This window comes from Brevundimonas sp. FV1ps31S, from assembly GCF_058681265.1.
In genome coordinates this window covers 2085344-2107541 of the sequence record NZ_CM178735.1, presented here as the reverse complement: position 1 = coordinate 2107541, position 22198 = coordinate 2085344, and the positions used below count along the sequence as shown (strand labels likewise).

At 61.0% G+C, this 22198-nt stretch carries 15 protein-coding genes; 5 read left to right on the top strand and 10 right to left on the bottom strand.

Going from position 1 to position 22198, the window contains the following annotated elements; all coding sequences use genetic code 11:
- From ACVPT3_RS09925 to ACVPT3_RS09915, 3 genes are all read left to right on the top strand, one after another.
- Positions 1-1008: a FecR family protein gene (locus tag ACVPT3_RS09925; RefSeq protein WP_492040744.1), complete on the top strand. Its 1008-nt coding sequence runs from the start codon at positions 1-3 to the stop codon at positions 1006-1008.
- An 80-nt stretch (positions 1009-1088) separates the two neighbouring features.
- Positions 1089-4064 (top strand): TonB-dependent receptor, encoded by a 2976-nt coding sequence (locus ACVPT3_RS09920; RefSeq protein WP_492040743.1) that lies wholly within the window; start codon positions 1089-1091, stop codon positions 4062-4064.
- An 87-nt stretch (positions 4065-4151) separates the two neighbouring features.
- On the top strand, positions 4152-5978 hold the full coding sequence (locus tag ACVPT3_RS09915; protein ID WP_492040742.1) for a Ca2+-dependent phosphoinositide-specific phospholipase C: 1827 nt from the start codon (positions 4152-4154) through the stop codon (positions 5976-5978).
- A gap of 206 nt (positions 5979-6184) precedes the next feature.
- Here the strand turns inward: ACVPT3_RS09915 and ACVPT3_RS09910 are convergent, their stop codons facing one another.
- The 5 genes from ACVPT3_RS09910 to ACVPT3_RS09890 all read right to left on the bottom strand — a co-directional run bounded on the left by ACVPT3_RS09910 (position 6185) and on the right by ACVPT3_RS09890 (position 13318).
- Positions 6185-6610 carry a hypothetical protein gene (locus ACVPT3_RS09910; protein WP_492040741.1) on the bottom strand — a complete coding sequence of 142 codons (426 nt, stop codon included), beginning with the start codon at positions 6608-6610 and terminating at the stop codon, positions 6185-6187.
- Positions 6607-7005: a hypothetical protein gene (locus tag ACVPT3_RS09905; RefSeq protein ID WP_492040740.1), complete on the bottom strand. Its 399-nt coding sequence runs from the start codon at positions 7003-7005 to the stop codon at positions 6607-6609. The genes ACVPT3_RS09910 and ACVPT3_RS09905 overlap by 4 nt, the downstream gene beginning before the upstream one ends.
- Before the next feature lie 53 nt (positions 7006-7058).
- The gene (locus ACVPT3_RS09900; RefSeq protein ID WP_492040739.1) at positions 7059-7640 is read right to left on the bottom strand and encodes a hypothetical protein; all 582 of its coding nucleotides are present in this window, start codon (positions 7638-7640) and stop codon (positions 7059-7061) included.
- A complete protein-coding gene (locus tag ACVPT3_RS09895; protein WP_492040738.1) occupies positions 7615-12093 on the bottom strand; it encodes an RHS repeat domain-containing protein in 4479 nt (1492 codons plus the stop codon). The genes ACVPT3_RS09900 and ACVPT3_RS09895 overlap by 26 nt, the downstream gene beginning before the upstream one ends.
- Before the next feature lie 649 nt (positions 12094-12742).
- Positions 12743-13318: a hypothetical protein gene (locus ACVPT3_RS09890; protein ID WP_492040737.1), complete on the bottom strand. Its 576-nt coding sequence runs from the start codon at positions 13316-13318 to the stop codon at positions 12743-12745.
- 263 nt (positions 13319-13581) lie between these two features.
- Between ACVPT3_RS09890 and ACVPT3_RS09885 the strand changes: the two genes are divergently transcribed.
- Positions 13582-15330 (top strand): retron Ec67 family RNA-directed DNA polymerase/endonuclease, encoded by a 1749-nt coding sequence (locus ACVPT3_RS09885; protein WP_492040736.1) that lies wholly within the window; start codon positions 13582-13584, stop codon positions 15328-15330.
- On the opposite strand, the gene ACVPT3_RS09880 is transcribed toward ACVPT3_RS09885, so the two are convergent.
- Together ACVPT3_RS09880 and ACVPT3_RS09875 are read right to left on the bottom strand one after the other, a co-directional pair.
- Positions 15282-16052, bottom strand: coding sequence for an HNH endonuclease (locus tag ACVPT3_RS09880; RefSeq protein WP_492040735.1), 771 nt, complete (start codon positions 16050-16052; stop codon positions 15282-15284). The two genes, ACVPT3_RS09885 and ACVPT3_RS09880, sit on opposite strands and share 49 nt — an antisense overlap.
- Positions 16052-16939 (bottom strand): restriction endonuclease, encoded by an 888-nt coding sequence (locus ACVPT3_RS09875; protein ID WP_492040734.1) that lies wholly within the window; start codon positions 16937-16939, stop codon positions 16052-16054. The genes ACVPT3_RS09880 and ACVPT3_RS09875 overlap by 1 nt, the downstream gene beginning before the upstream one ends.
- Before the next feature lie 517 nt (positions 16940-17456).
- Here ACVPT3_RS09875 and ACVPT3_RS09870 point away from each other — a divergent pair.
- Positions 17457-18212 carry an FRG domain-containing protein gene (locus ACVPT3_RS09870; RefSeq protein WP_492040733.1) on the top strand — a complete coding sequence of 252 codons (756 nt, stop codon included), beginning with the start codon at positions 17457-17459 and terminating at the stop codon, positions 18210-18212.
- 71 nt (positions 18213-18283) lie between these two features.
- Here ACVPT3_RS09870 and ACVPT3_RS09865 read toward each other — a convergent pair whose 3' ends face one another.
- From ACVPT3_RS09865 to ACVPT3_RS09855, 3 genes are read right to left on the bottom strand one after another with little or no spacing between them, the layout of a single operon-like run.
- Positions 18284-20230, bottom strand: a complete 1947-nt coding sequence (locus ACVPT3_RS09865) for a DUF3732 domain-containing protein (RefSeq protein WP_492040732.1) — start codon at positions 20228-20230, stop codon at positions 18284-18286.
- Positions 20227-20733: a three component ABC system middle component gene (locus ACVPT3_RS09860; protein ID WP_492040731.1), complete on the bottom strand. Its 507-nt coding sequence runs from the start codon at positions 20731-20733 to the stop codon at positions 20227-20229. The genes ACVPT3_RS09865 and ACVPT3_RS09860 overlap by 4 nt, the downstream gene beginning before the upstream one ends.
- Positions 20730-21884 (bottom strand): ABC-three component system protein, encoded by a 1155-nt coding sequence (locus ACVPT3_RS09855; protein ID WP_492040730.1) that lies wholly within the window; start codon positions 21882-21884, stop codon positions 20730-20732. The genes ACVPT3_RS09860 and ACVPT3_RS09855 overlap by 4 nt, the downstream gene beginning before the upstream one ends.
- Positions 21885-22198 lie beyond the last annotated feature (314 nt).

Genomic DNA, 22198 nt, shown 5'->3' with positions numbered 1-22198 from the left:
ATGATTCAGCGCCTGACATCCCTGTTCGATCGTCGGCCGCGAACCGCCGAATCCTGGCTGGCGCGACTGCGCCGACCGGCTGTCAGTGCGCGCGATCAGGCGGCCTTCCTCGAATGGCTGGAGGCGGACGAAGACCATCTTCGTCAGTATGAGGCCGCGAAAGTCCGACTGGCCGGCCTGGAGCCGTTGAAACCCGTCTTTGCCGACGACCTTGCGCGGTTGCGTGGACGCAGGGCCCGAAATCCGCACCGGCGCATCCTGATCGCCGGGGGGCTGGGCGGCTCTGTCGTCGCCGCCCTGGCGGTCGCCGCCCTGGTTCTTCCCGGCTTGCGGCACTCTCCGACAGAAGCAGGGGGCCGCCTTTACGCCAGCGCTCCGGGGCGGATCACAGACGTGGCGCTGGAAGACGGATCTCGCGTCACGCTGGATTCGGGGTCGAGCATACAGGTCCGGTTCGGCCAGGATGCGCGACGCGTGGAACTGCTGCAGGGCGCGGCCTATTTTGACGTCGTGCACAATCCAGATCGGCCTTTTCAGGTCGCCGTCGCGGATCGCCGCGTGATCGTGACCGGCACGCGGTTCGCTACGGTTCTCAGGCGAGACCGGGCCGAAGTGTCGTTGCTTGAAGGGCGCGTGGCCATCAGCCGTCTCGATGTCGGCAAGGCGCGTGCGCTCCAGCGGGCGGTGGTCATGGCGCCGGGGCAGCAGGCCGTCTTCAGTCCGAATCTCGACCGAGTGAGCATAGGCCGGGTCGATGTCGAATCCGCCACCGCATGGCGGGAGCGCAGGCTGGTCTTCCATGACGCCCCGCTCTCGGTCGTGATCGGGGAGGCGGGACGCTATGTGGATATGCCGCTGGTCATCGCGGATGCTTCTCTGGTGAAGACGCGCGTGACGGCGGTTCTGCCTTTGACCGGAGAGGCGGCGCTGATCGACCGCCTGGACGATCTGTTGCCGATCTCCATCGAATACACCGACGACGGACGCGCGCTGATCCACGCGGACTAGGCCTATCGCAGAGCTGTCATGAGGCGGCGCTATGGGTCGGGGATCGATTGTTCGCCCTCTTGTCGCAAGGCACGGCACGCTTGAAACCGTTCGCACCATCGACGCCGTTCGGTGCGCGACGAGGCGCTGTCGCGGCGGTCGTCGTCTCCGTTCTGGCGATCGGCGGTTGGGGTGGGGCGGCGCATGCTCAGCCGGCGCTTCAGACGTTCGACATTCCAGCCCAGGACGCCCGGCGCGCGCTGGTGCAGCTCTGTGTCTCCGCCGGTTGCGAACTGGCCTTCCTGTCGTCTGTCGGCGAGTTTCAGCGCAGTCGACCAGTCCGGGGCCGAATGTCCTGGCGAACCGCCGTGGTTCAGATGCTTGACGGCACGGGCCTGAGACATCGGTTCATCGGCGCGCGTGGCGTTCGAGTGTGGATGGAGCCTCCCGCGATGACCCGCAGCCCGCCGGACGTCCCCGCGGAATTGGACTCGATCACCGTGATTGGCCGGCTGTCGCAACAGATCGAGGAATCGCTGCGTCGAAAGCAGATCGCCGACGTCATCTCCGACAGCGCCTCCTCGACCCGGATCGGCGAGCTGCCGGCCGCCAACCTCGCAGAGGCTTTGCAGCGCGTGCCTGGGGTCGCCATAGAGCGGGAGGTGGGCGAAGGCCAGTTCGTCAGCGTCCGAGGCCTGGGGCCGTTATTTCAGTCGGTGACCCTGAACGGCGCCCCGGTCGCCTTCAATGAGAATATCCGCAACTCTACGCAGAGCGGCCGGCAGTTTCGTTTTCGGGCGCTGTCGGCCGATCTTCTGGCGGGCGCGCAGCTGACCAAGTCGGCGACGCCGGATCTGATCGAGGGCGGGATCGGGTCCAATATCGACATAGAAACCGTCGGCGGCCTGGACGGCGACCCCTTCCTCAGCCTTCGCGGCGGGGTGGCGACCGAGGCGCGCAAGCGCGAGCCCGAGGTCGATCTGTCCGTGGCAGGGCGTTTCGTTTCTGGTGACGGAACCTGGGGATTGGTGGGAGGCGTGTCGCAGGAGGGGCGCACCGTTGTCTATGACCGGTTTCAGATTCAGCGCTATCTGCCGGTGACCATCGGCGGTGAAGAGGTCGTGGCGCCCAGCGACGTCCGCACCACCGTAGAACAGGAAGACCGGCTGCGACGCAGCGCCTTCCTGGGCGGCGAATGGCGGCCGTCCCCCAGGATCCATCTTCGGTTCGACAGTCTGGTTTCGACCTTCGACAACGCCATCCGCGAGGACCGGGTCGTTTATGGGCTGGGCGAATTGCTCGAGGCGACGGATGCGACGGCGATGGTCACGGACGGCGTGGTCACCGGGGGTTCCGTTCGGGCGGGCACGATAGACAACAACACCGAATTTTCCGAACAGTCGCATCTGAACGTCGTGGCGTCAGGCGTCGCCACGATCATTCTGGGCGAATGGACGCTGAAGCCTCGCGTCAGCCTCTCCGAGGCCCGCTCCCGACTCGACACGCCCCTTGAGCGGATTTCCTTCCGCTCAAGCGACCTGCCCGCCTATGGTTTTGATGTTAGCGGCGGCGCGTCGAGCCGCACCGCCGCGAACATCGATACGGATTTCGATCTCGACGATCCCTCCGCCTTCACTTTCAAGCGGCTGGGCGTCCGCGCGATCGAGTCGGTAGATGAGGATCTGACGGCCCTCCTTGACGTCCGCCGAACAGCCAACTTGCGGATCGGGCCGCTCAGCCTGGTGGATGCAAGTTTTGGTGGTCAGTTCAGCGACAGGTCGCGCGACTATCAGCGACGCGATCGGGAAGCCGCTCTGCGTCAGGACATGTCGGTGACCCCCGCCTTTCTTGGGCTGCAGGTCTACGAAGGTGTCTTCGACGCTCTGATTCAAGCTCACCCCGGCCGCTGGGCCGTCGCGGATTTCGAATCCTTCCAGAACGCCTTCCTCATCCCCGGAGAATACGATGGCCTTCGGGTTCGCTCCGAGGACTTGCGACCCACCGGCGCCGACCTGCAGAATTCCTACCACGTGGACGAGCGGGTGGGCGCCGCCTACGGCCGCGTCGATTTCGAGGGTCAGGCTGACGCGACGCCCTTCTTCGGCAATCTGGGCCTGCGCCTAGTTGCAACACGCACGACGGTGCGCGGGGCGTTTCTAAATTTGGATCGGAGCGGCGCCGCGGCGATCCGCCCCGTGTCCCACGCCGGCGGCAATCTTCGATTTCTGCCCAGTCTGAACATCGCTTTCGACCTCGACCGGGGCCGCAGGCTGCGGCTGGCCGCTTCGCGCACGATGACCCGACCGTCGCTGGCGGACCTGCGCCTGGCGACGGCCCCCGCCAGCACCCTGGTTTCCGCCATCTATGACCGAGGACAGGCGGAGATCGACGACCCCCAGCCGGGATCGCTTTTCACCGGGGTCGGAGGAAACCCCGATCTCGACCCCTATATGTCGACCAATCTCGACGCCTCGTTTGAATGGACCTTCACAAGGGGCGCGCTCAGCGTCGCGGCCTTCCATAAGACGATCGACGATTTCATCGGCATTGTGGAAGCACTCGAAACCCTGGTGTTCGAGACCCGCGCCGGTCCGCTGGTGCGGGCCGAAGTGTTGATGTCGCGGCCGGCCAATCTGGGCCGCGCGGTCAGCCGGGGGCTGGAGATCGGGCTCCATCGGCGTCTTCCCTCGGGCTTCGGCCTCTGGGCCAGCGCAACCCTTACGGACGCCCAGGGGCCGGGCGACCGCACCCTGGCCGGGGTCTCACGCCTAGCCTATTCGATAAATCCCTTCTTCGAACACGGACCGTTCACGGCCGGGCTTTCATGGTCCTGGCGGTCGGCCTTCCGCTCCGAAGCGGACATGCAGGGGGGAGGGGTGTCGGACTTCACCGTCGGCGCCGCCGGCTATCTCGACGCCCAGGCCTCACTCGACATCGGTTCTGGCGCGCAACTGGTCGTCGCGGCCTCAAACCTGACCGATACGACCGACCTGGCCTACGAATACGACCAGCGTCGCCTGCTGCAGCTTGGCCGCGTCGGTCCCAGCTTCACCGCCAGCCTGCGCTGGTCCCTTTGATGACATCCAGGACGGCTTCGTCTGTCCGGACGCGCGCGACGCCCAACAGGCCTCGCTCACCCGCTTTCACGACCCAAGGAGTCTCCGATGTTCAACCTGATGGCCGCCCTTCTGGCGAGTTCCACCCTCGCCGCCGCCCAGCCCGCCTGTGATCTCGAAGCGGCCGATGTTCGCGCGGCGGGCGGCGACGCCTGCGCCGCCGCCTGGATGGATCGTCGGCTGGGCATGAACGACCTAACCGCCGTGGGCACCCACAACAGCTACAAGCTTCCCATCCCCGCCGCCGAGCTTCAGGCGATGATCGCCGTCCAACCGGGCGCAGCGGCCCTGGACTATTCCCACCGCCCCTTGAGCGCGCAACTGGACGCTGGCGCGCGCCAGATCGAGATCGACGTGCTGAACGATCCGCAAGGCGGACGCTACGCCCGCCCGCTGTCGGCCCTGGGCCGACCAGGCCAGAGCGCTCCGACCAGCGCCGCCTTCGCCGAGGCCATGGCCAGACCGGGCTTCAAGACCCTGCACATGCCGGACGTCGATTTCCGCAGCAGTTGTCTGACCTTCGTGGCCTGTCTGAGCGAGATCCGGGACTGGTCGCGCGCTCATCCCGACCATGCGCCCATCCTGATCATGCTGAACGCCAAGACGGGCGGCGCTTCCATGCCGGGCGGGGTGACGCCCTTGGACTTCGACGCCGCCGCCTGGGACGCGCTGGACGCCGAGGTCCGCTCGGTCTTCGCCGCCGACCAGCTGATCACGCCGGATCTGGTGCAGGGCCGCCATCCAACCTTGCGCGACGCCGTCCTGGCGGGCGGCTGGCCGGCGCTGGGCGCGGCGCGGGGCAAGGTCTTCTTCGCCCTCGATGAAGGGCCCGAGAAGGTCGCGGCCTATCGCGGCGCGCGGCGTTCGCTGGAGGGTCGTGTCTTCTTCGTCAACACCGACGAGACTTCGCCCGCCGCCGCCTATCTGACGATCAATGACCCCGTCGCCGAACAGGCCCGGATACAGGCCGCCGTCCGCGCCGGCTTCATCGTCCGCACCCGCGCGGACGCCGATACGGCCGAAGCCCGCACGGGCGACGTGACCCGCCGCAGCGCCGCCTTCGCCAGCGGCGCCCAGTATGTCTCGACCGACTATATGTGGGCCGATCCGCGGTTTCCGGGCTATGAGGTCCGTCTGACCGGCGCGAGCGCCGCCGTCTGCAATCCGGTGCGGACCGCGCGGCGTTGCGACGGCCTGGCCGTCGAACTGACGAACGGCGCCAGTCCGCGCGGATATCTTGCGCCCCAGGAGCGGCCCGATCTCACCCAGGTCCTCGCGCCGCCGCCCGAACCCGGTTCGCCCCGCGCCGTGGCCGACATCGGGGTCTTCATGGAGACACGCGCCCTGCAGGGCACGGACCGGTGGGCCCTGGCGACGTCCGATGTCTCGGGCGAGGTCTATGACGACTTCGCCGAGGCCCTGGGGGTTCGTCTGACGCCCCAGGCGGCGCCGGTCCTGACCGCCCTGCTGGATCGCGCGGGCCAGGATCGCTCCGTGGTCGGCGACGCCAAGACCCATTGGGGGACGAAGCGCCCCTACATCGGCACGGACCAGCCGATCTGTGAAGCCAAGAGCGACCATCTGGCCGGCAATCCCGACTATCCGTCGGGCCATTCCGCGCACGGCGTCCATGTGGGAATGATCCTGGCCGAACTGGCGCCTCAACGCGCCGACGCCCTCTATGCGCGCGGCCGAGCGTTCGCCGAGAGCCGCTACATCTGTGGCTCGCACAGCTACAGCGCCGTGGAGGCCGGCATCCAGTCCGGCATGGTCATCTATGGGGCAGAGCAGCGTTCGGAGGCCTTCCGTCGCGACATGGAGGCCGCCCGCGCAGAGGTTCAGGCGGCGCTGGTTCGAGCCGGCCTTGCTCAATAGAGTTTGGAGCTCCGCTGGTCTTCGGCCAGCGGAGCCTTGCCTTCTGGCCGTGCCCGATTACCGTCGGCTCGGGACGCGGCATGCGGCCGGCCGTCTTGTCGTGGTGAATCAGAGGATTTTCGCGGTCCCGGCCTTCCCTAAAAGGGGCGCAGGGGCGATGGCGGGCCACAACCGATGGAAATGAGCACTACACCTACGCTATAGCCCTATCCGTTCAGCACATGCCAGACTGAGGAGATAGCTCCTAAAAGCACGCTCTCGAACTCGGACGCAGACACCGTGCCAAGCTCTGGCCCAACGGCACCACCCTTCTGCGGGATACGATCCTGAAAGGTAATCCTGTGGCCATCGCGCTTGATGACGATGATCGTGTATCCACCAAACATGACGTTATGGATGCCGTCGTGAGAACCACTGGACGATAGGGCCAGAAGGTCACCGAACAAGCCAACAACATCTAAGTCTTCTGACGGGGCCTCATAAGATCCGACCCGGAGGGTGACATAGTGTGAACCAAGGCCCTTCTCACGCGCCACGACATACAGGCTGGGCCAATCGATCTCGATTGGTGGCGTCTCGCCTGCCAAACTTCGTGGGAGCTCGGGTCCAAAGTCGATGTGAAACGCAGTCAAGTGTGGCTCACGGTGAGCGAACGACACTGCATGCCAGCCCGCTCAGTCAATCGCCTTATTCTATCAAGCAGTTCCTTATCTGATGAGAGGATATTACCCTGCTGAGCTTGCAACAATTCCAAACTGAGTTCCTCAACTTCGTCGCCGACGAACGTCGCAGGATCAACAATCACCCAAAACAACTTGGATATCATCGGGAATTTCGGAACGATAGTCGCACCAGATTCATCGACGGTGCAAAGTCCATTCTCCGCAAACCAGTTTGCTGCCCTGGTCTGATCGAGATCAACCGCTGAAAAAATCAAGCCAATGTCGGGAATGTGGACCATATTCGCCGCGTCAATGACATCGGGTTGGTCTGCGTCCACGATCCACAATGTTGCTTCTGTGTTCATGGGCATTGGCTAAAAGCTGACATCAACATAATATCGGAATCATGGCGACTGAGCTAAAGGGACGCCCCACCATCCGATAATTGGGCATTCATGAGCTCTTCTATCTTAAGAAAATAGGATTGAAATTCCTCAAGAATGGGCATGTCGCGCGCGCCAACTAGATAGCTTTCTAGCTGCACCCAGTCATTTTTGAGATAAAGGTACGCCGGTACAATAATAGTTTGTGCATGCCCATATGGTGTTATTTCCACAGCAAATCGAAACCAATCGTCCAGCTTCCAATCCCCAAAACGCTCCGTGAAATCGTCGATGATCGGCTGAATTTCACGCGTAAGATCGTCTCCCCTCAGATCGTGGGATATCGGAATGAAGATCGGAGGAGCGGCATAGGCAGGAAACTGAGGTTTAAACGTCGGACCGACCGCTTCTCTGAAAATCTTGAAGGCAAACCGGTTTATCTTCGGTGATATTGCTCCAATCGACATAGATATCCCACCGTTATCTCTGGTAGCGAGCGCCCAGTGATCAAGGTCGGGTTGCTGGGTATGTCTTAGGAGCACGCCACTTTTTGTTCGAGAAAATCCATTCGCCATCAGCGGTTCGACCACTTCAGCTGCAACGGTTTCCATTGGCATCGTACCTCGGAACTTCAAAAGTGATTTGACCAACGTTTATGGGCAATCCTGGTATGTAGCCAGCCTGCGCCGCTCTAAACCCAACAGGAACGAGGCGGTAGTTGCTGCCGAACCTTGGATAGACCGCTCGTTGGTTAGGCGTAAATCCACCACCACCCGTTTTCACGTCAATGAGAATGTGTGCGGGGGGCGTTAGCCCAGGCGCACCAGCCAACCCCGCAAATCCGACCGCCGCATCGGCGACGACTCGGATGTTGCCCTGCTGCGGGTCACGAAAAGAGACGTTGCGAGTGACGCGGAAACCAGCAGCGCGATATCGCTGCAGTTCTTCCTCCAAAGCGGCTTCGTGGCGCGCACGGTTCGCCGTACATGTGTTCTCACGCGGGGCCGTCACCGTAATGGTAGCTAAAGTCGCGACGGTCACGCCCGAGCCTGCTGTCCCACCGCCCAGACTTCCGAAGTCACTGCGCCACAGCCGCCTTCCGATGACGATGAGGTCGTCCAGATCTACCGGACAGAGGATGCCGTATTCGCAGTCACCAGCACCGAGCCCCGACGGATCGCTCAGGTTAAGCGGATCTGCCCCGACATAGGCGTAGAGGTTCGGTCCGGCCGCATAGCCCGCAGGATCGGGCTGCATGAACCGCCCCAATCCGGGCGCGTAGGCTCGCGCCCGGTAGTGATAGAGTTGCGCCTCGGGGATCCAGACTTGTCCCGTGTACTGGAAGCGCCCGGCGTTAGCCGCGCCCGGGACGCCGTATTCGTCATAGGTATTGGTCGCGATACCCACCGCAGAACCATTGGCGATCGAAACGACGGACTGGCGTTCATCGGCGAGCAACCAGCGGCGGTCTGCCGTTCCAGCTCCCTCATAGGCGGTGGCGATGTCATCCACACCGAAGCCCGGCACATAGCGGCGCAGCATGCTGCCAGACGCATCGTATTCCCCGACGACCTGTTGGCCTTCGTATAGGAAACGCGTCGCGATGGAGCCGGTCGATATCTGGTTGAGGCGTCCGGTAGGATCATACACCAAGCCTGCACTGTTGGCCGTGGTGAGCTGGTTTAGCGCGTCGTAGCCATAAGTTCCGGCCGTTGCGGATGTGATGTTCTGGCGGCTGTCATAGCCGACACCGGTACCACCCACTGCGGTGACCTGGTTCTTGCCGTTGTTGGAGTAGCTGACCGTTCCGGCCCCAGGCGCATAGGCATAGGCTGGGTTCGACAAAGTTCGGGTGACGATCTGTCCGGCAGGATTGTAGGCATATCCGAGCGTCAAATCGTTCGCCGTGCCAGAGAGGTCATGGCTGAGACTGATCAAGCGCGAAGCGCCATCATACCCCCAACTGCTCCCGACGCCGTTCCCGCGCCCCGCGAAGGTACGACGCCCCAAGCTGTCGTATCCGTATGCCGCCAGAACACCGACGCCGGAGGTCGCGCCATTCTCACGGATGGCGGTCAGATTGTTGAGGAAGTCCCAGTCGTACTGGACATAGAGGTTGTCCGGCCATGTGATCCGGGTACGCCGCCCCGCCAAATCATACTGGTACGTTAGGGTCTTGTTGGGTGGCGACTGGGTTTCGCCCACTAGGCGGCCCAGCGCATCCCATGCCCAGGACGAGGATACGGAAGGGCTTGTATAGGCCGCCGCCGTCATCCGATCGAGATTGTCGTAGCCGAACGTCCGATCCGCGACGGCCGCGCCACCAAGCGAGGTGCGACGATTCAAGGCGTCGTAAGCGCTTGTGATCGTCTCGCCCGCACGATTGCGATGGCTGATGACGTTGCTGGCCGGATCATAGCCATACTCTTCGTAATCCGTCGTCGAAGACCCGCCACCAGTGGCGTTGGGATAGCGCAGCTGGTGCAGACGGTCGAAGCCGTCATAGATCAACGTCGAAACATTGCTCGCCCCGTCGGTCTGCGTTTGCGGCTGACCGTTGGCGGTGTAGGTCGTGCTCGTAGAAATGGCCGACGTCGTGCCGTAGCCGCTGGTCTGCACGGTCAACTGATTGGCGGAGTCATAGGTGAACGCGGTAATGCGATCCGGACCGAACGTCCCGGCGCTCGCCAATGTACAGGCCGAAGTCGGCGAGGTCCCGAAGGTGGCGGGGTTCATACGAACCGTCTGGCAAGCCGGTCTCCCGACCACATCATAGCTAGCCTGCGTCAGTGCATAGGTCACGCCGCCCGCGACCAAGCTGCCGGAGGTCACTCGTCCGGCGAGATCATAGGTCGTCGTGGTTCCCTGGATCGCGCTGAAGGACTCGCCCTCGTCCGTCGTCGTGCCCGTTTCGGAGAGGGTTACGTCCCCTTTGGCGTTGCGCGTGTAGCGCTGCGCCCGATAGTTAGAGTTGCCGTTTATGTAGGTGACCGGCTCTCGAACAAGGTACAGTCGCCGCATCGCGTCGTACCAGTAGAGCGTCACATCGTCGTCGGACTCGCTGGAACCCGGCAATGGCCCATCGACCATCCGGACATCGCCGTTTGGCGTGTACGCCATGGTCGTCGTCGCCGTAAGCGCCCCATCTCCCGAGCCTTGGCTGGATTGGGTTGGCTGAAGATTATTTGAGACGCCGGACACACCGTAGGTGATGGTCGTGCGCGCTTCGTTGGCCGTGCCATCACAACTTGTGCCCGTCATGCATTGCGACACGGCGGTCGGCAGGGTGATCGGTGTCGTCGCCTGGCCAAAAATTCCGCCCGCGCCCCGATACCAAGCATAAAGCGAGGTATAGGAAACCCGGATCTGCGGCCTAGCCGCGCCCGACGAAGGCGCTGGTTTGGTGAGCACGGTCAGGCCGCCATGCGTGCCGTCATACGCATAGTCGGTGACGTTGCCTCTCTCATCCGTCGTGGTGACCGGCTGATTGCAGATCACGGTGTTGGTGCAGAAAAGATCAGGATAAGTCGCGGAAGCCACGATGTCTGGAATTCCAGACCCTGGCTTGGCGCGGGCACGGGTTTCGAGGATGTTGCCGCGCAGGTCGTAGGTATAGCCGACCGAGTTGCCCTCGGGCTGGATCGCCGTCAGCATGCGGCCGTAACTGTCGTAAGTAAACTGGCGCGTACGACTTAGCGGGTCGGTCAGCGATGTCAGTGTTCCAGTCGGCATGTCTGAAACCGCCAGAGACGGCTGACCGGCTGGATCAACGACAGTGATGGTCCGGGTACCGCTCGAATCCGAGAAATTGTAGGTATAGGTCTCAATGCCGTTGGAATGGGTGTGAACCCGGCCGTCCGGGCTCCAATAGGTCAGTGCGATGCTCGGCGCAGTGTCGCCGGCGCGCGTCACAGATCCAAGGAAACTGGCATAGTAGCTATAGCTCGTGGTCTGATTCAGCGCATTGGTGGCCGTCTGGAAGCTGACATTGGTCGTGTCGAATGTCGCGCTGGGCCAGGTCCGGCTGAACGAGCAGGACGTCGCTGATGGTTCGCAAGCATCAACGGTTCGGTTAAAGGCGGTGACCTTCTTGAGCCGTATCCACTGCCCCCATTGGGAATAGTTGACGGCGTCGTTGCGGACATACTCAAGGCTGATCTGATAGCCGCGATTGTTCTGCACGGACTGGAGCCGCACGGCCCGCACCGTCGGTTCGGGGCACGAGCCCGTGCCCGCTTGGCGGCAGAAATAGGTGCTTGTGTAACTGTATTGCTGAACCTCGCCGTTCGGCCGGGTCAGGAACTGGATGAAGCCTTCATTTCCGTCCCAGTTGCCGTAGCTGCTGGCCAAATCGCGGTTGAACCGGGCAACGGTTCCGTCCCGCAGGGTGTAGGTCCAGAAATAGCCGTCGGTCGACAAGGTGGAACCGATGCGCTGGTCTGAGTTGTACCCTAAGCTGGATTCCGTGAAGGTCTCCGAGGACGCGCCGAGGCTGACGGTGATCTGATCACCGTCCCGGTTCACGGTTCCTACGAAACCATCGCGCCATCCAGAGCGGAAATCATCGGGCTGTTGGATATAGGTCATGTCCCAGGCGAGGCCGCCCTGGGCCGGATCGCCGACGGAGGCAAAACGCTCGGTGTGGTAGAAGCGTCCCGACACCAGGTCCACACCACGCGCATCGGTGTTGTAGAAGACGGGTGGCACGATGATGCCGCCCTCAAGCAAACTCGCCGTCGGCTCTGTCGAAACGGATGACAGCGCAACGCGCGCCGTCTCAACCGCAGGGGGTGCGACCGCAGTCATCACCTCCGGTGGCGCTCCAGTCTGGGACACTCCGTCTGCTTCCATCGTGGAGCCAGCCGGCATGGAGCCGCTGCTCGTCGCCCTGGTGGTTCGGTTATCCGCGCCGTCCAAGTCATAAATGGTCGTCGTCGAACCTGTCGTGCGAGCGACTGAATTCACCCGTCCGTGGACGTCGTAGGCGTACGCCTCCGATTGCCGAGCCTGCCCTGGCGTGGCCAAGACACAGCTCACCAGAAGTCCAGATAGCCAGATGCCGATACGCATGGGCCGCCCTTCGATCACGCATTTCAGACAGGTGCGGAGGCCCACTCAGGCCCATATGCTGCACGACCACAACCGTTGCGCGATAGCCGAAGATTGGATATCGCCGATCCGTGACCGTATGGTGATGATTTCATCTCCTATCCGGTGAGCCCGGACGACTTCTCGGCGGCCAGCTATACTGATTTCCATTCAACCCGGATGATTTCGCTCAGCCCGGAATCGTCCAGAAACCCAACACCTAAAATAGGACCGCGGGAACCCGCCGGTCGTCCGGAAGGCGTTCCAGCCGTTGAGATCAGGGCGGTTTCTGCTACTGCTGGGTTGCCAACCTCTTTCCGAACTCACGTTAGAAGTCCGTGCAGAAATCGGCGGTGGTTGAGTGTTAATCTCGCGGTATATCGCGCCATGGCGCAGCATCGACGGGTGGCGGGCCGCCGCCGATGAAAATGAGCACTACACATACGCTATAGCCCTACGTTCAGAATGACGAGGCGAGTTAACATCAATCTTTGACTTTTAGCGGTGCTTGGTGACGTAGGCCGGACACAACGTCTACAGGCGCAAGGCCTCCCGCAAGTCGTACTCTCTCGACTGATGCCAAACGGGGCGCGCCCTGCTATGCGGCTCGCTTCCTCCGCCGCGAAGCGTTTCACGCATCGCCTATCTCGGGAACCTGTAGGCCCGCTGCTCGCCTCCAGGCGTCAAGCACGTTCTGGAGCACAGCAGACAACGCACGACCACCTGTTTCGGTCAGCACGATGACTTGCAGCACGCCACCCCACTTGCCTTCCCCGAAGCGCCCTGCGCCGTAGACCGTGTCTGCGACGAGCACCGCCTCGTTGGCGGCAACCTGTCGCTCCTCCAGCCTGCGCGTGAGAATCGCATGCTTGAGAGAGTCAGCCACGTCCCTAAGCAATTCGACATCGGGCAACTGACGATCAGTGCGGAGCGCCGTGCAGAACGGAGCCAACCAGCTAATGATATGCGGAGGCTTTGTCACGTCTCGCGGCAGCCAATGCGGACGGGCTCTCAATACGACCTCGCCGAAATGATGCAAGTAGAAGGAAGCCGCTCCGCCTTCCCGAAGAGCATCAAAACGGGCACGTTCGGTAGCGGCCTCATCCTTGGCGAGCACCGCTTGGGTCAGGCGATGCTCGGCACTCAGATAGGCCTGCCATGCCGGAATGACGATCTCGCGGAGGTGTTCATCCCATGGCAGTTGCATAGACCAATCGGGTGTCCGGCGACGCGATCTGTCAAGGCTGTTTAGGCTCGCTGACTGCGGAGAGGATGACCGCGCAGTGGTGATGGACACGCGCGAAACGGGAATGCTACGGTCGCAGTAAGGCTTACAGGCCAGATTTGTTGTCGCCTTATTGCGGCATATGAAACAACGTCTCCATACCTCATGGGACGCTATGCTCGGGCCGAAACGCTAGGCTCGCTGGGGATAGGAGTGCCTGTAAGCCGCCCCACAACGAGAGGTCGGTGAATTTGTCCAAGTTGGAGGATTTGAGGGCGGCAACCACGCTAACCGAATTTGCGGCCCTGCTGTCGACCCCAACCCGAACGCTCATCAACATCCTCCACAGGACGCCAGAAGCCTCGAAATATCGAAGCTTCCCAATCGCCAAAAAGTCAGGTGGCGAGCGCATGATCAACGCGCCGATTGGGAAGCTGAAGATCTACCAGCGCGCGCTAGCCAACATCCTCTATGCCTGTGACGAGGAGGTTCAGACTGGGCGAAAACCCTTGTCGCATGCGTTCCGCAAGGGGCAATCGATTGTTACGAACGCGTCCGTTCATAAACGCCGCCGCTTCGTCCTTAACCTAGATCTCCAGGATTTCTTCCCGACTTTGACGTTTCCGCGTGTGCGCGGTTTCTTCATTAAGGATCAGAACTTCGCGTTGACACCGGAGGGGGCAACGATACTGGCCCAGATCGCCTGCTACCAAGGTGCGTTGCCGCAAGGCAGTCCATGCTCACCGATCATCTCCGATCTGGTGACGCGGATCCTCGATCAACGGCTCGCCCGGTTCGCCAAACAGCACCGAGTAACCTATTCGCGGTATGCGGACGACATCACGTTTTCTACGAACGCCAAAGTGTTCCCCACGGCTTTGGCAGCAGGAGGGACTTCCCCCGACGACCCGTGGGTTCTTGGCCAGCCATTGATCGACAAGATCGTCGGGTCGGATTTCGCGATCAACCCAACCAAGACACGGATGCAGGTGTCGCCGTCGCGGCAGCTCGTTACCGGCCTGACGGTCAACCAAAAGGTCAATATCTCGCAAGCCTACTGGCGCGGCGTGCGCTCGATGTGCCACTCGCTCTTCAAGACCGGAGCCTACTACAAACCGTCTGCGGGACCTGAGGCAGTTACTACGAGTCTCCGGCCCATTCGCGGCGCCCTCGGGCACGTCTTCCACGTCAAAAGCAAGTCGCACATTAAGCCGACAGACCCGACGCGGAACCGCTACAAAAGCAACAACAAGACCGATGTGCCGGCGATCTTCGGACAGAGTACCCACGAAGATTTTTACTACTACGATTACTTTCTGGCGTTGGAGCAGCCGCTCATCGTCACCGAGGGGCACACAGACCCGGTGTATCTGCGGAATGCGATACGGAAACTTGTCGCCAAGCATCCAACGCTCGGTGCTGTGACGCAGCGCGGCTTCGAATACAAAGTCAGATTCTTCAATTATGAAAACAACGTCGCGGACATGCTTAAGATGGGCGGCACCGACCCTCTTAAGCATCTGGCGGTGGGCTACGAGGATCGTCTCAAACGCTACGACCACAGGCCGTTGAGCCATCCCGTCATTCTTCTGCTGGACAACGATGCGGGATTGAGCAGCTTCACGGGAGCGGTGAACGGGAAGTTCGGGAAGGTCATCGACCAAACGACCACTGCGCTGTTTTATCACCTGACGGCCAACCTCTATGTCATTAAGACGCCTGAGCCGGCTGGTGGGGGCCAGTCATGTATCGAGACACTGCTGGGAGCCGATTTCCCGAAGCTGATGGCTGGGAAGGTGTTTCCCAAGGACAAGGAGAAGCTCGACCTCACGAAGCATATCAAAAAGACTGACTTCGCAAGGAAGGTGGTGGCCAAAAACGCCGGGACCATCAGCTGGTTAGGCTACGATCCTCTCCTTGATCGTATCGACGCTGTTTTAGCTGACTATAAAGCTCCTGCTTCGCCGTTCGCGACGTCAGCCGCCACACCCTGATTAGCTCGGCTGACAGCCTCGGCGGTCGGCCTCGTCACCGCCCACCAATGTCTGACGCCGTTTGCCGGTGTGTTCTCGCCGTGAAGGCCGATACCGCCGTGCCAGGACATCTGCCAAGCGGTGAAACCGGGATGAGCTGGGCTCCGGACGCCCGCGTATACGAAACTTCCTCGACCTAGGTTTCCGCCCACGCGGGCAGTTTGCGCCGGGAAATACGGCTCGATGGCCGCCCACATCCTAAGCTCATGATCCGGATGGAACATCTGCGCGTCGGGTGTCCATTCCTTTAGAAGTGGCTCGGCATAGTGATGGAAGTATAGCCCCGCCACGATCAGCTCGATCAGCCGCTTCGTCTTTGACGGATCGATCTTGACCACATGCATCTGCTGCAAAATGCCATTGACCCGGACCCATTGAGGGGGCTCGTCGATGCCAAGCTCGTTCCGAAGACGCTGGTTCTTATCAAGCCTCGGCTTTACCCGTTCCCGCCGATAGCGGTTTCCCTCAACATGGTTGGAGCCGATCATCAAGGCAGTCGAGACATAAAGCTCAAGCTTGGATTTCGCGTTGTTGCACGATGCGCAGGCGGGGACCTGCGGAAGGTCGCCCTGATCTTCCTTCAAGAAGAATGCTCGCGCGACGACATGGTCGTTGGTTGTCGAGCTGCCCGGCGCTCCGCAATACGCGCAGGTCTTTGCTTTGTAGCGTTTACTTTGCCCCATTACGGAAAGAGCTCACCCACTCGAACAAAGCATTCGCCTGTTTCAACAGCCCGGCGGACCTTTCGGTCGATCACGTCACTAAGCGGAATGCGGCGACGCAATGCCTCGGACAGGTCATGACCATCCATGCACACGATCTGCTTGCCGCGTCCGAAGGCGGACAGACCATCAGGCGAGAAACCGCAGTAGCTGATGAACAAGCCTCTTGCCCAAGCGACCTTCTCGGCAACCTTGCCATTGAAGGTGTGGAGGTCGCCAGTCCCGGTCATGGCGTTCTCCCATTTGGCCTCGATGAGATAGGTTTCCCCGCCAAGTTGGAAACTGCCGTCGATCTGCTCCCCGCGATTCCGGAATGGCTGCCGGGCCTTGAGGCCATGGGCGTCGAATAGGTCTTTGAGGAATGTCTCGAAGGCAAAGCCACGTGGATGCGGCGCGAGTTTGGACAGCGCCAAGAGATCCTGCTCGAACTTGGCAAGATAGCTAGGATCAACGGTTGGCGCTGACGACGTTTGCTGGTGGGGCGGCGGTTGCGGTGTAGCCGATGGCAAAGGTGACCCGCCTAGCCGCACGATGACTGCCGACATGCGTGAGGCGGCATTCGCGACCGTTTCCTCGGCTTGCTTATGTTCGCGGTGGGCCTCGCGGTATTCCCACAGGGCGGTCAGGACCCTAGCGACAGTCTTGTCGTCGGCCTTCTCGAAAAATAGCCGTAGACGCTTTGCCTTTGAGCCTCCACGCTCCGAATAGGTCGGGTCGTCGATGTTGATCCTTAACTCGCGCCGGAAGAAATCGCCGAAGGTCCGGTCGCTGAAGTCCAGAACGTAACCGCCGCCCATTTCCAGAATGGATTCGATCAGCAAACTGTCGGTGGATTTTAGCGTGCTCATGCTTTCTCGAAGCGCTGTCGTCGTTGCGGGCTACATGAGCCTAACGGCGCTGTCCCGATACTTCAAAGTGTCAGAGAGGGCGTTTCATCGCTCATGGCCTCTCTTCGATGCCCTGCAGGCCGGTCACGCCATGCGGCGCTCGCCCAGGTGCGCAGCTTTGTTCACGCGGACTTAAGAGACGGCAGTTGATCGCGCCTACTCGACGTTGCGTTCGATTACGAGCCTCGTCGATATCGCGCAGCCTGGGCTCGGCAGTGTGGTCGGGGAGCTGATCCAGGTCATTCTTCCGGCTAACAGGTAGGAACGCGTGGCGAAGTTCGTCACCGCGCTGGACTGTCGGCTGAGAGCAATGGACGTCCAGCTTACTTCACTGGTTTGGCACTGCCCGTCGCAATGCAACGACCGCCCGCTCTTGCCCGGGTTTCACACCCGGATATGCTGCTCGCGCAACCTTGGCCTTTTGGGGAACCGTCCCGTTGCCAAGCGCTGCTTTGGGTGAGCTTACAAGGCGAACGAGATGCGCAACGTCGAACAGATCGACTGCCAAAGCTGGGCAGAGTTCAGGGGCAGAATCATCGCCGACCAATTTCCCGGTGGGCTCTTTAGGAAGGGACGCTACCTGTTTCGCGGGCAAGGTTCGGCCGAATGGGTCCTCGGAACGAGCTTTGACCGCTGGTATCGCGGCGACCGCGCGAACAAGAACGAGACGGCTGAACGGCTACTCACGGAGTTCCTGGCCGAGACTGAGCTTGAAGATATGCCGGACAAGCTCAGGGGCGACCGACTGGCGATGTTAGGCCTCGCCCAGCATCACGGTCTTCCGACACGACTGCTCGATTGGAGCGAAAGTCCCTTCGTTGCTGCGTTCTTCGCTTTCAGCGGACACGTACGGCAAGGCATCAATCTCGAGAAATACGTGGCGGTGTGGGTGCTGGATGCAGAGAACGCCGTATGGAGCGAGGAACTCGGCTGCGCCATTGTGAAGGTTCCCGCATTGTGGAACCCGCGAATCCGCAACCAGTTCGGCCGCTTCACATATCTGAGGGCTCCCTACGACACACTGGAGGATCACGTCGCGGCCTTTGGGGAACGTGAAGTGACGCTTCGTCAGTACCGCGTACCAGTGAGGGATTTCCGCTTCGCCATGTCAGAACTCGATGCCATGGGTTTGACGCACGCGCGCATTTACCCCGGTCTAGAAGGCTATGCGCGGGCGGCTGAGGTTCGCGTTGCGCTGGAGCGCCTAAACTTCGGTGATCAGCCCGTGCGCTAGCAGGCCTAGCGATCAGATTGGCCGCGAGTTCGTTGCGTCAGCGCTGCGAGCGGGTAAACTGCGACGATCAGCTAGCTCGTAGAGCGCTTCCGATCCCAATTCGGCGGCACAAGGAACTGGCCACGTCTCCACTCCTCTACAATCGCGTCCTCGAACCATTTGTCGGTGAGGTGCGCGTGATCCAGCACGATGAGCTGAAGGCCTCCAGCGATCTCTCTGCAAGCGCGATGCATGAGACCAAAGAGGGCCTGAACCGCATAACGGTCCTTATCTTCCAGCGGGTCTAGCCGGCCTTCCTGATCGCGTTCGGCTGGATAATGCGCCTGGGACGGTTGATCGAAGATCAGAATGCCGGGCACCGGGCGGGCCCGCTTTCTGAACCACCAGTGCAGCGCCAGATAGGTAAGTACGTGGTAGCCGACCCAGTTCTCGCCGCTACCCATCCGGTTTAGCGGAATGGGGCCATCCTCGGTGTCAGCGACGACGGTGAGCTTTTTGAGATCGAGGCGCAGCTCGCTGCCGCTGTGTTCGAGGTCGAGATCCTCGGCGTAGCGCGACATCTGCTTGCTGATGATATTAAGATAGGTGTCGAGTTTCTGCGCGACATCGTCCGCGTTGACTGCGGCCTCCAGTGTTTCGACCTTGCGTTTTGCGGTTTCGATCAGTGGGCCGAAGTCGACCTCGGCCTCGTCAGGTTTAAGATTGTCGAGGAAGGCGCCGATGCGCCCTACGACGCGGGCGCGCTCCAACAACATATCTTGCTGAGCCTTCGCACGTTCGTCTTCGGCAACTGCTCGTGAGAGCGCGGTCTGGGTTTCGATCAGATCGCGTTCCAGCTTGATGCGACGCTCATCGAGCCCCTCGATGTGTTTCTGCAAATGAGGTTGTTCGACCTCGACGGCTTGAAGCTGGCGTGTGACATTAGCGAGCGCCCCGTTGATCTGTGCCGATGTCGGGGTTGGGACTTCGAGTTCCGATTCGCAGACAGGGCAGATGTTCCCATCTGCCTCGCCTTTGAACAGGCCGATAGCGCTCAAACGAGCGCGCTGCTCAGATCCTTCGCGCGTAAAGGCGGACTGTTCGGACATCAGCAGGCTGGCCGCCCGCTTGTTGTCGCTCGTCTGCTGCAAAACCTCTCTCAAGGTGGTCTGCTCATTGCGCAAGCGGTTGATGGTGTCGCCGAAATCTGGGAGCGCATTGGGCGTACTTAGTTCCACGCGGCTAGCGGATTCGAGGCGGGCCAGCGCCATTTCCACTTCGACCGGTTCGAAGGCCTGGTCGATAATCCCAACCCGTTTGGCGTCATTGACCAAGCGGCGGATTCGCCCGAGGTCGGCATTGCCTTGGTCGCGTCGGCGGGAAGCCCGCGCCTCAAGTTCCTTGAGCGCGTCTCGCGCATTGTCCAGTTCGTGCTGCCGAAGGAAATGATCCTCGTCCACCGCGCCAAGGAAATAGGGAAGCGTGTCTTTGATCGCCTGCGGGATGTACTCATCGCCCTGGCGATGGAATAGGCGATCCCGGTTATCGATCTCGTCCTGCTTCTGGAAGCATAGGAACAACGCATGGCGGATCGTCGCTTCAAGCGGTCGCCGGGTGCCGCTCTGGGGGCGATGCTCATTTTCGGAGATGCCAACGAAGCGCGAAAGAAGACTGATCAGCTCGTCTTCAAGAACATTCTTGGTCAGGTCGGCGAACGCCGGCGGGGCCTCGAATACGCCCCGACGCATGTAAATTTCGGAGCCGAGATCAGTTCCGGGGCCGGGGTTTCGTCGAGCGATAAACAGCGTGTCGTTGCCGTTGACCACTTCTAGCCCAAACCAAGAAACACTGCGTCGGATCACCCCCTCGGCAACATTACAACGCGACCGGCCAAGGCAGTAGTCGATGATGTCGATGATCGCCGACTTCCCGGTTTTGGAATCGCCCGTGATGACGTTGAGGCAGTCACGTTTGAACGAAAGCCTTCTCTGCTCACCGTCATGGGAATAGAGCACAATCGTTTGGATGCTCATGGTCATGGCTTCACCCCCCAGGCGGATAGGATGGTTGAAGCGGTTCCTGCCTTGGCAAACCAGCGTCCCATCATGCGCGCGCAGCTTAATCCGTCCGCCGCGTCCTCGGTGAGCGCGAGGACGAACTTCTGTCCGGCGGCCAATGTGGATGAGCCTGTGGAAAGGCTACCGTCCTCAAACACGGCGAGCACCTTCCGATCGATACAGAAACGAATTGCTTCCTGGACTGCCGGGCGCAGCGAGCGTGCCCTTTCCGCAAACCCGACCAGAGCACCTGGATTGCGCTCTCGCCATGTGTACAGCGAAGTCACCGTGGAGCCGGGAAGCAACCGGCGCGTCTTCTCGTGAAGAGCAATGGGCAATGCGATGAAGGGCAATACAAAGGGACAGGGACAACCTTTCGCCTTTTGATACTCCTTCACGAACTCGGTCGTCAGGAGACCACACAGAGCTGGATTAAAGAGGTTCGCTTCCTCGGATGGCCGGGCGTTCCAACGGGGGAGTGTCATGCAGCTTCCCCCTGTTCGACTTTGCCGAATATTGATGCATGGTCGGGGTGCCAACCGAGAGCGACACCATCAGACAGAATTTGGTAAGAGCCAGAACAAAGCCACGCCTCGTGCCGGTTACGGAATGGTGCCTGAACGCGGTTGGCCCAGTGGAAAAGCTCACGCCCGAACTTTTGCTTTTCATCATCGGTGGAAGGCTGAGCCGCTTCTTCCATGGCGAGACGTTCACGTTGCCAGCGGTCTATCAACGCGTCGTCGTAGCGTATCGACTCACCGTCAAGCAGCACGTTTTCGCGAGCCCAAGCACCCCGTTGTGCGGTAGCGCGGTAGAAGTCGCGCTTTGCCATGTCGATTGCGCTTTCGCCTAGGCCAACGCGACGCATCTGGCGAACGAAGGTCCGTGTTTCCGCCCCCGCAGCATCTGCTGGAGTAGCTTCCACATCGACACTTAAGATTAGGTCGTCGGTCCGATAAGCGGCGGCGACTTCATCAATCTTGGAACGCAGAGCAAGAAGGGAAATAGCTGGAGCGCTGGCATCCGACAACGAAAGAATGACTTGAGCGAACCACCAGCCCTCGAGGTGATCGACCAGCCCGCTGACATGCGCTTCGGGAACTGAAAACCGCAGCTTGTCCTCAATCTCTGACCGAGCATCGGTGATCGAGGGCGCGTTGTCGTAGACGAAAATGGCCGTGATCAGGTTTCGCTGGTCGGGTTCCGGCAGGGCGAGGAAGGCCATGCGCGCAGCACTGGTTTCGGTATTGGTCGAACTGCCAGCTACGTGCCGCAGTTCTTTCAACGCTTTCTGCTCATCCTCCGTAGGCCGGCCGGGGCGCAGCATCGCAGCAATGGACTCGTCGGCCGCGGTGCCGGTGGTGAGGATAATAAAGCGCCGCTCGAAAGGCAGACTGGGATCGGCTTTCACCTGGTCGCTCCAGATGCGGAGCGTTTTCCAGAGATCGACACTGGCATCCGTCAGGTTGCCAGCCTTGGTGTGGTGTTTCAGCTGAATCTGGTCACGCAGCGCCTGACCCTCGTGGAAGGTCACATCGTCGAAGCGCTCGATAGCGATGGCGAGGCCAGGTGAGGTTTTGGATGCTTCCAAACCTAATAGGAGCGCTTCTCGGCACTGATAAAGGTAGCCGAGCATGGAGTTCGTTGCGTTGTACTTTGCCAACACGCCAGTCATTTCCACCAAGCCTCGCGCAAGTTCTAGGACTCATCTTCTTATTTCAGCTTAGGCGCACATTATTTGGGTGATCATTGAAATGTAAAGCGCAATCGGAAGTGGTTGGCCGAACCAGCCACTGCGTAGGCTTACCCCCCGTCGTAACTGCAAGCATGAGGGAAATGGGGCATGGGCCGAGCGGCACGACCACCGCGCGGAAATCCAAGCGAAGCTACTGGCGTGGGCCCGCACAGAGAGGTCCGCTTATGGCACCCCAAACCTGAGCCCCTAATGGC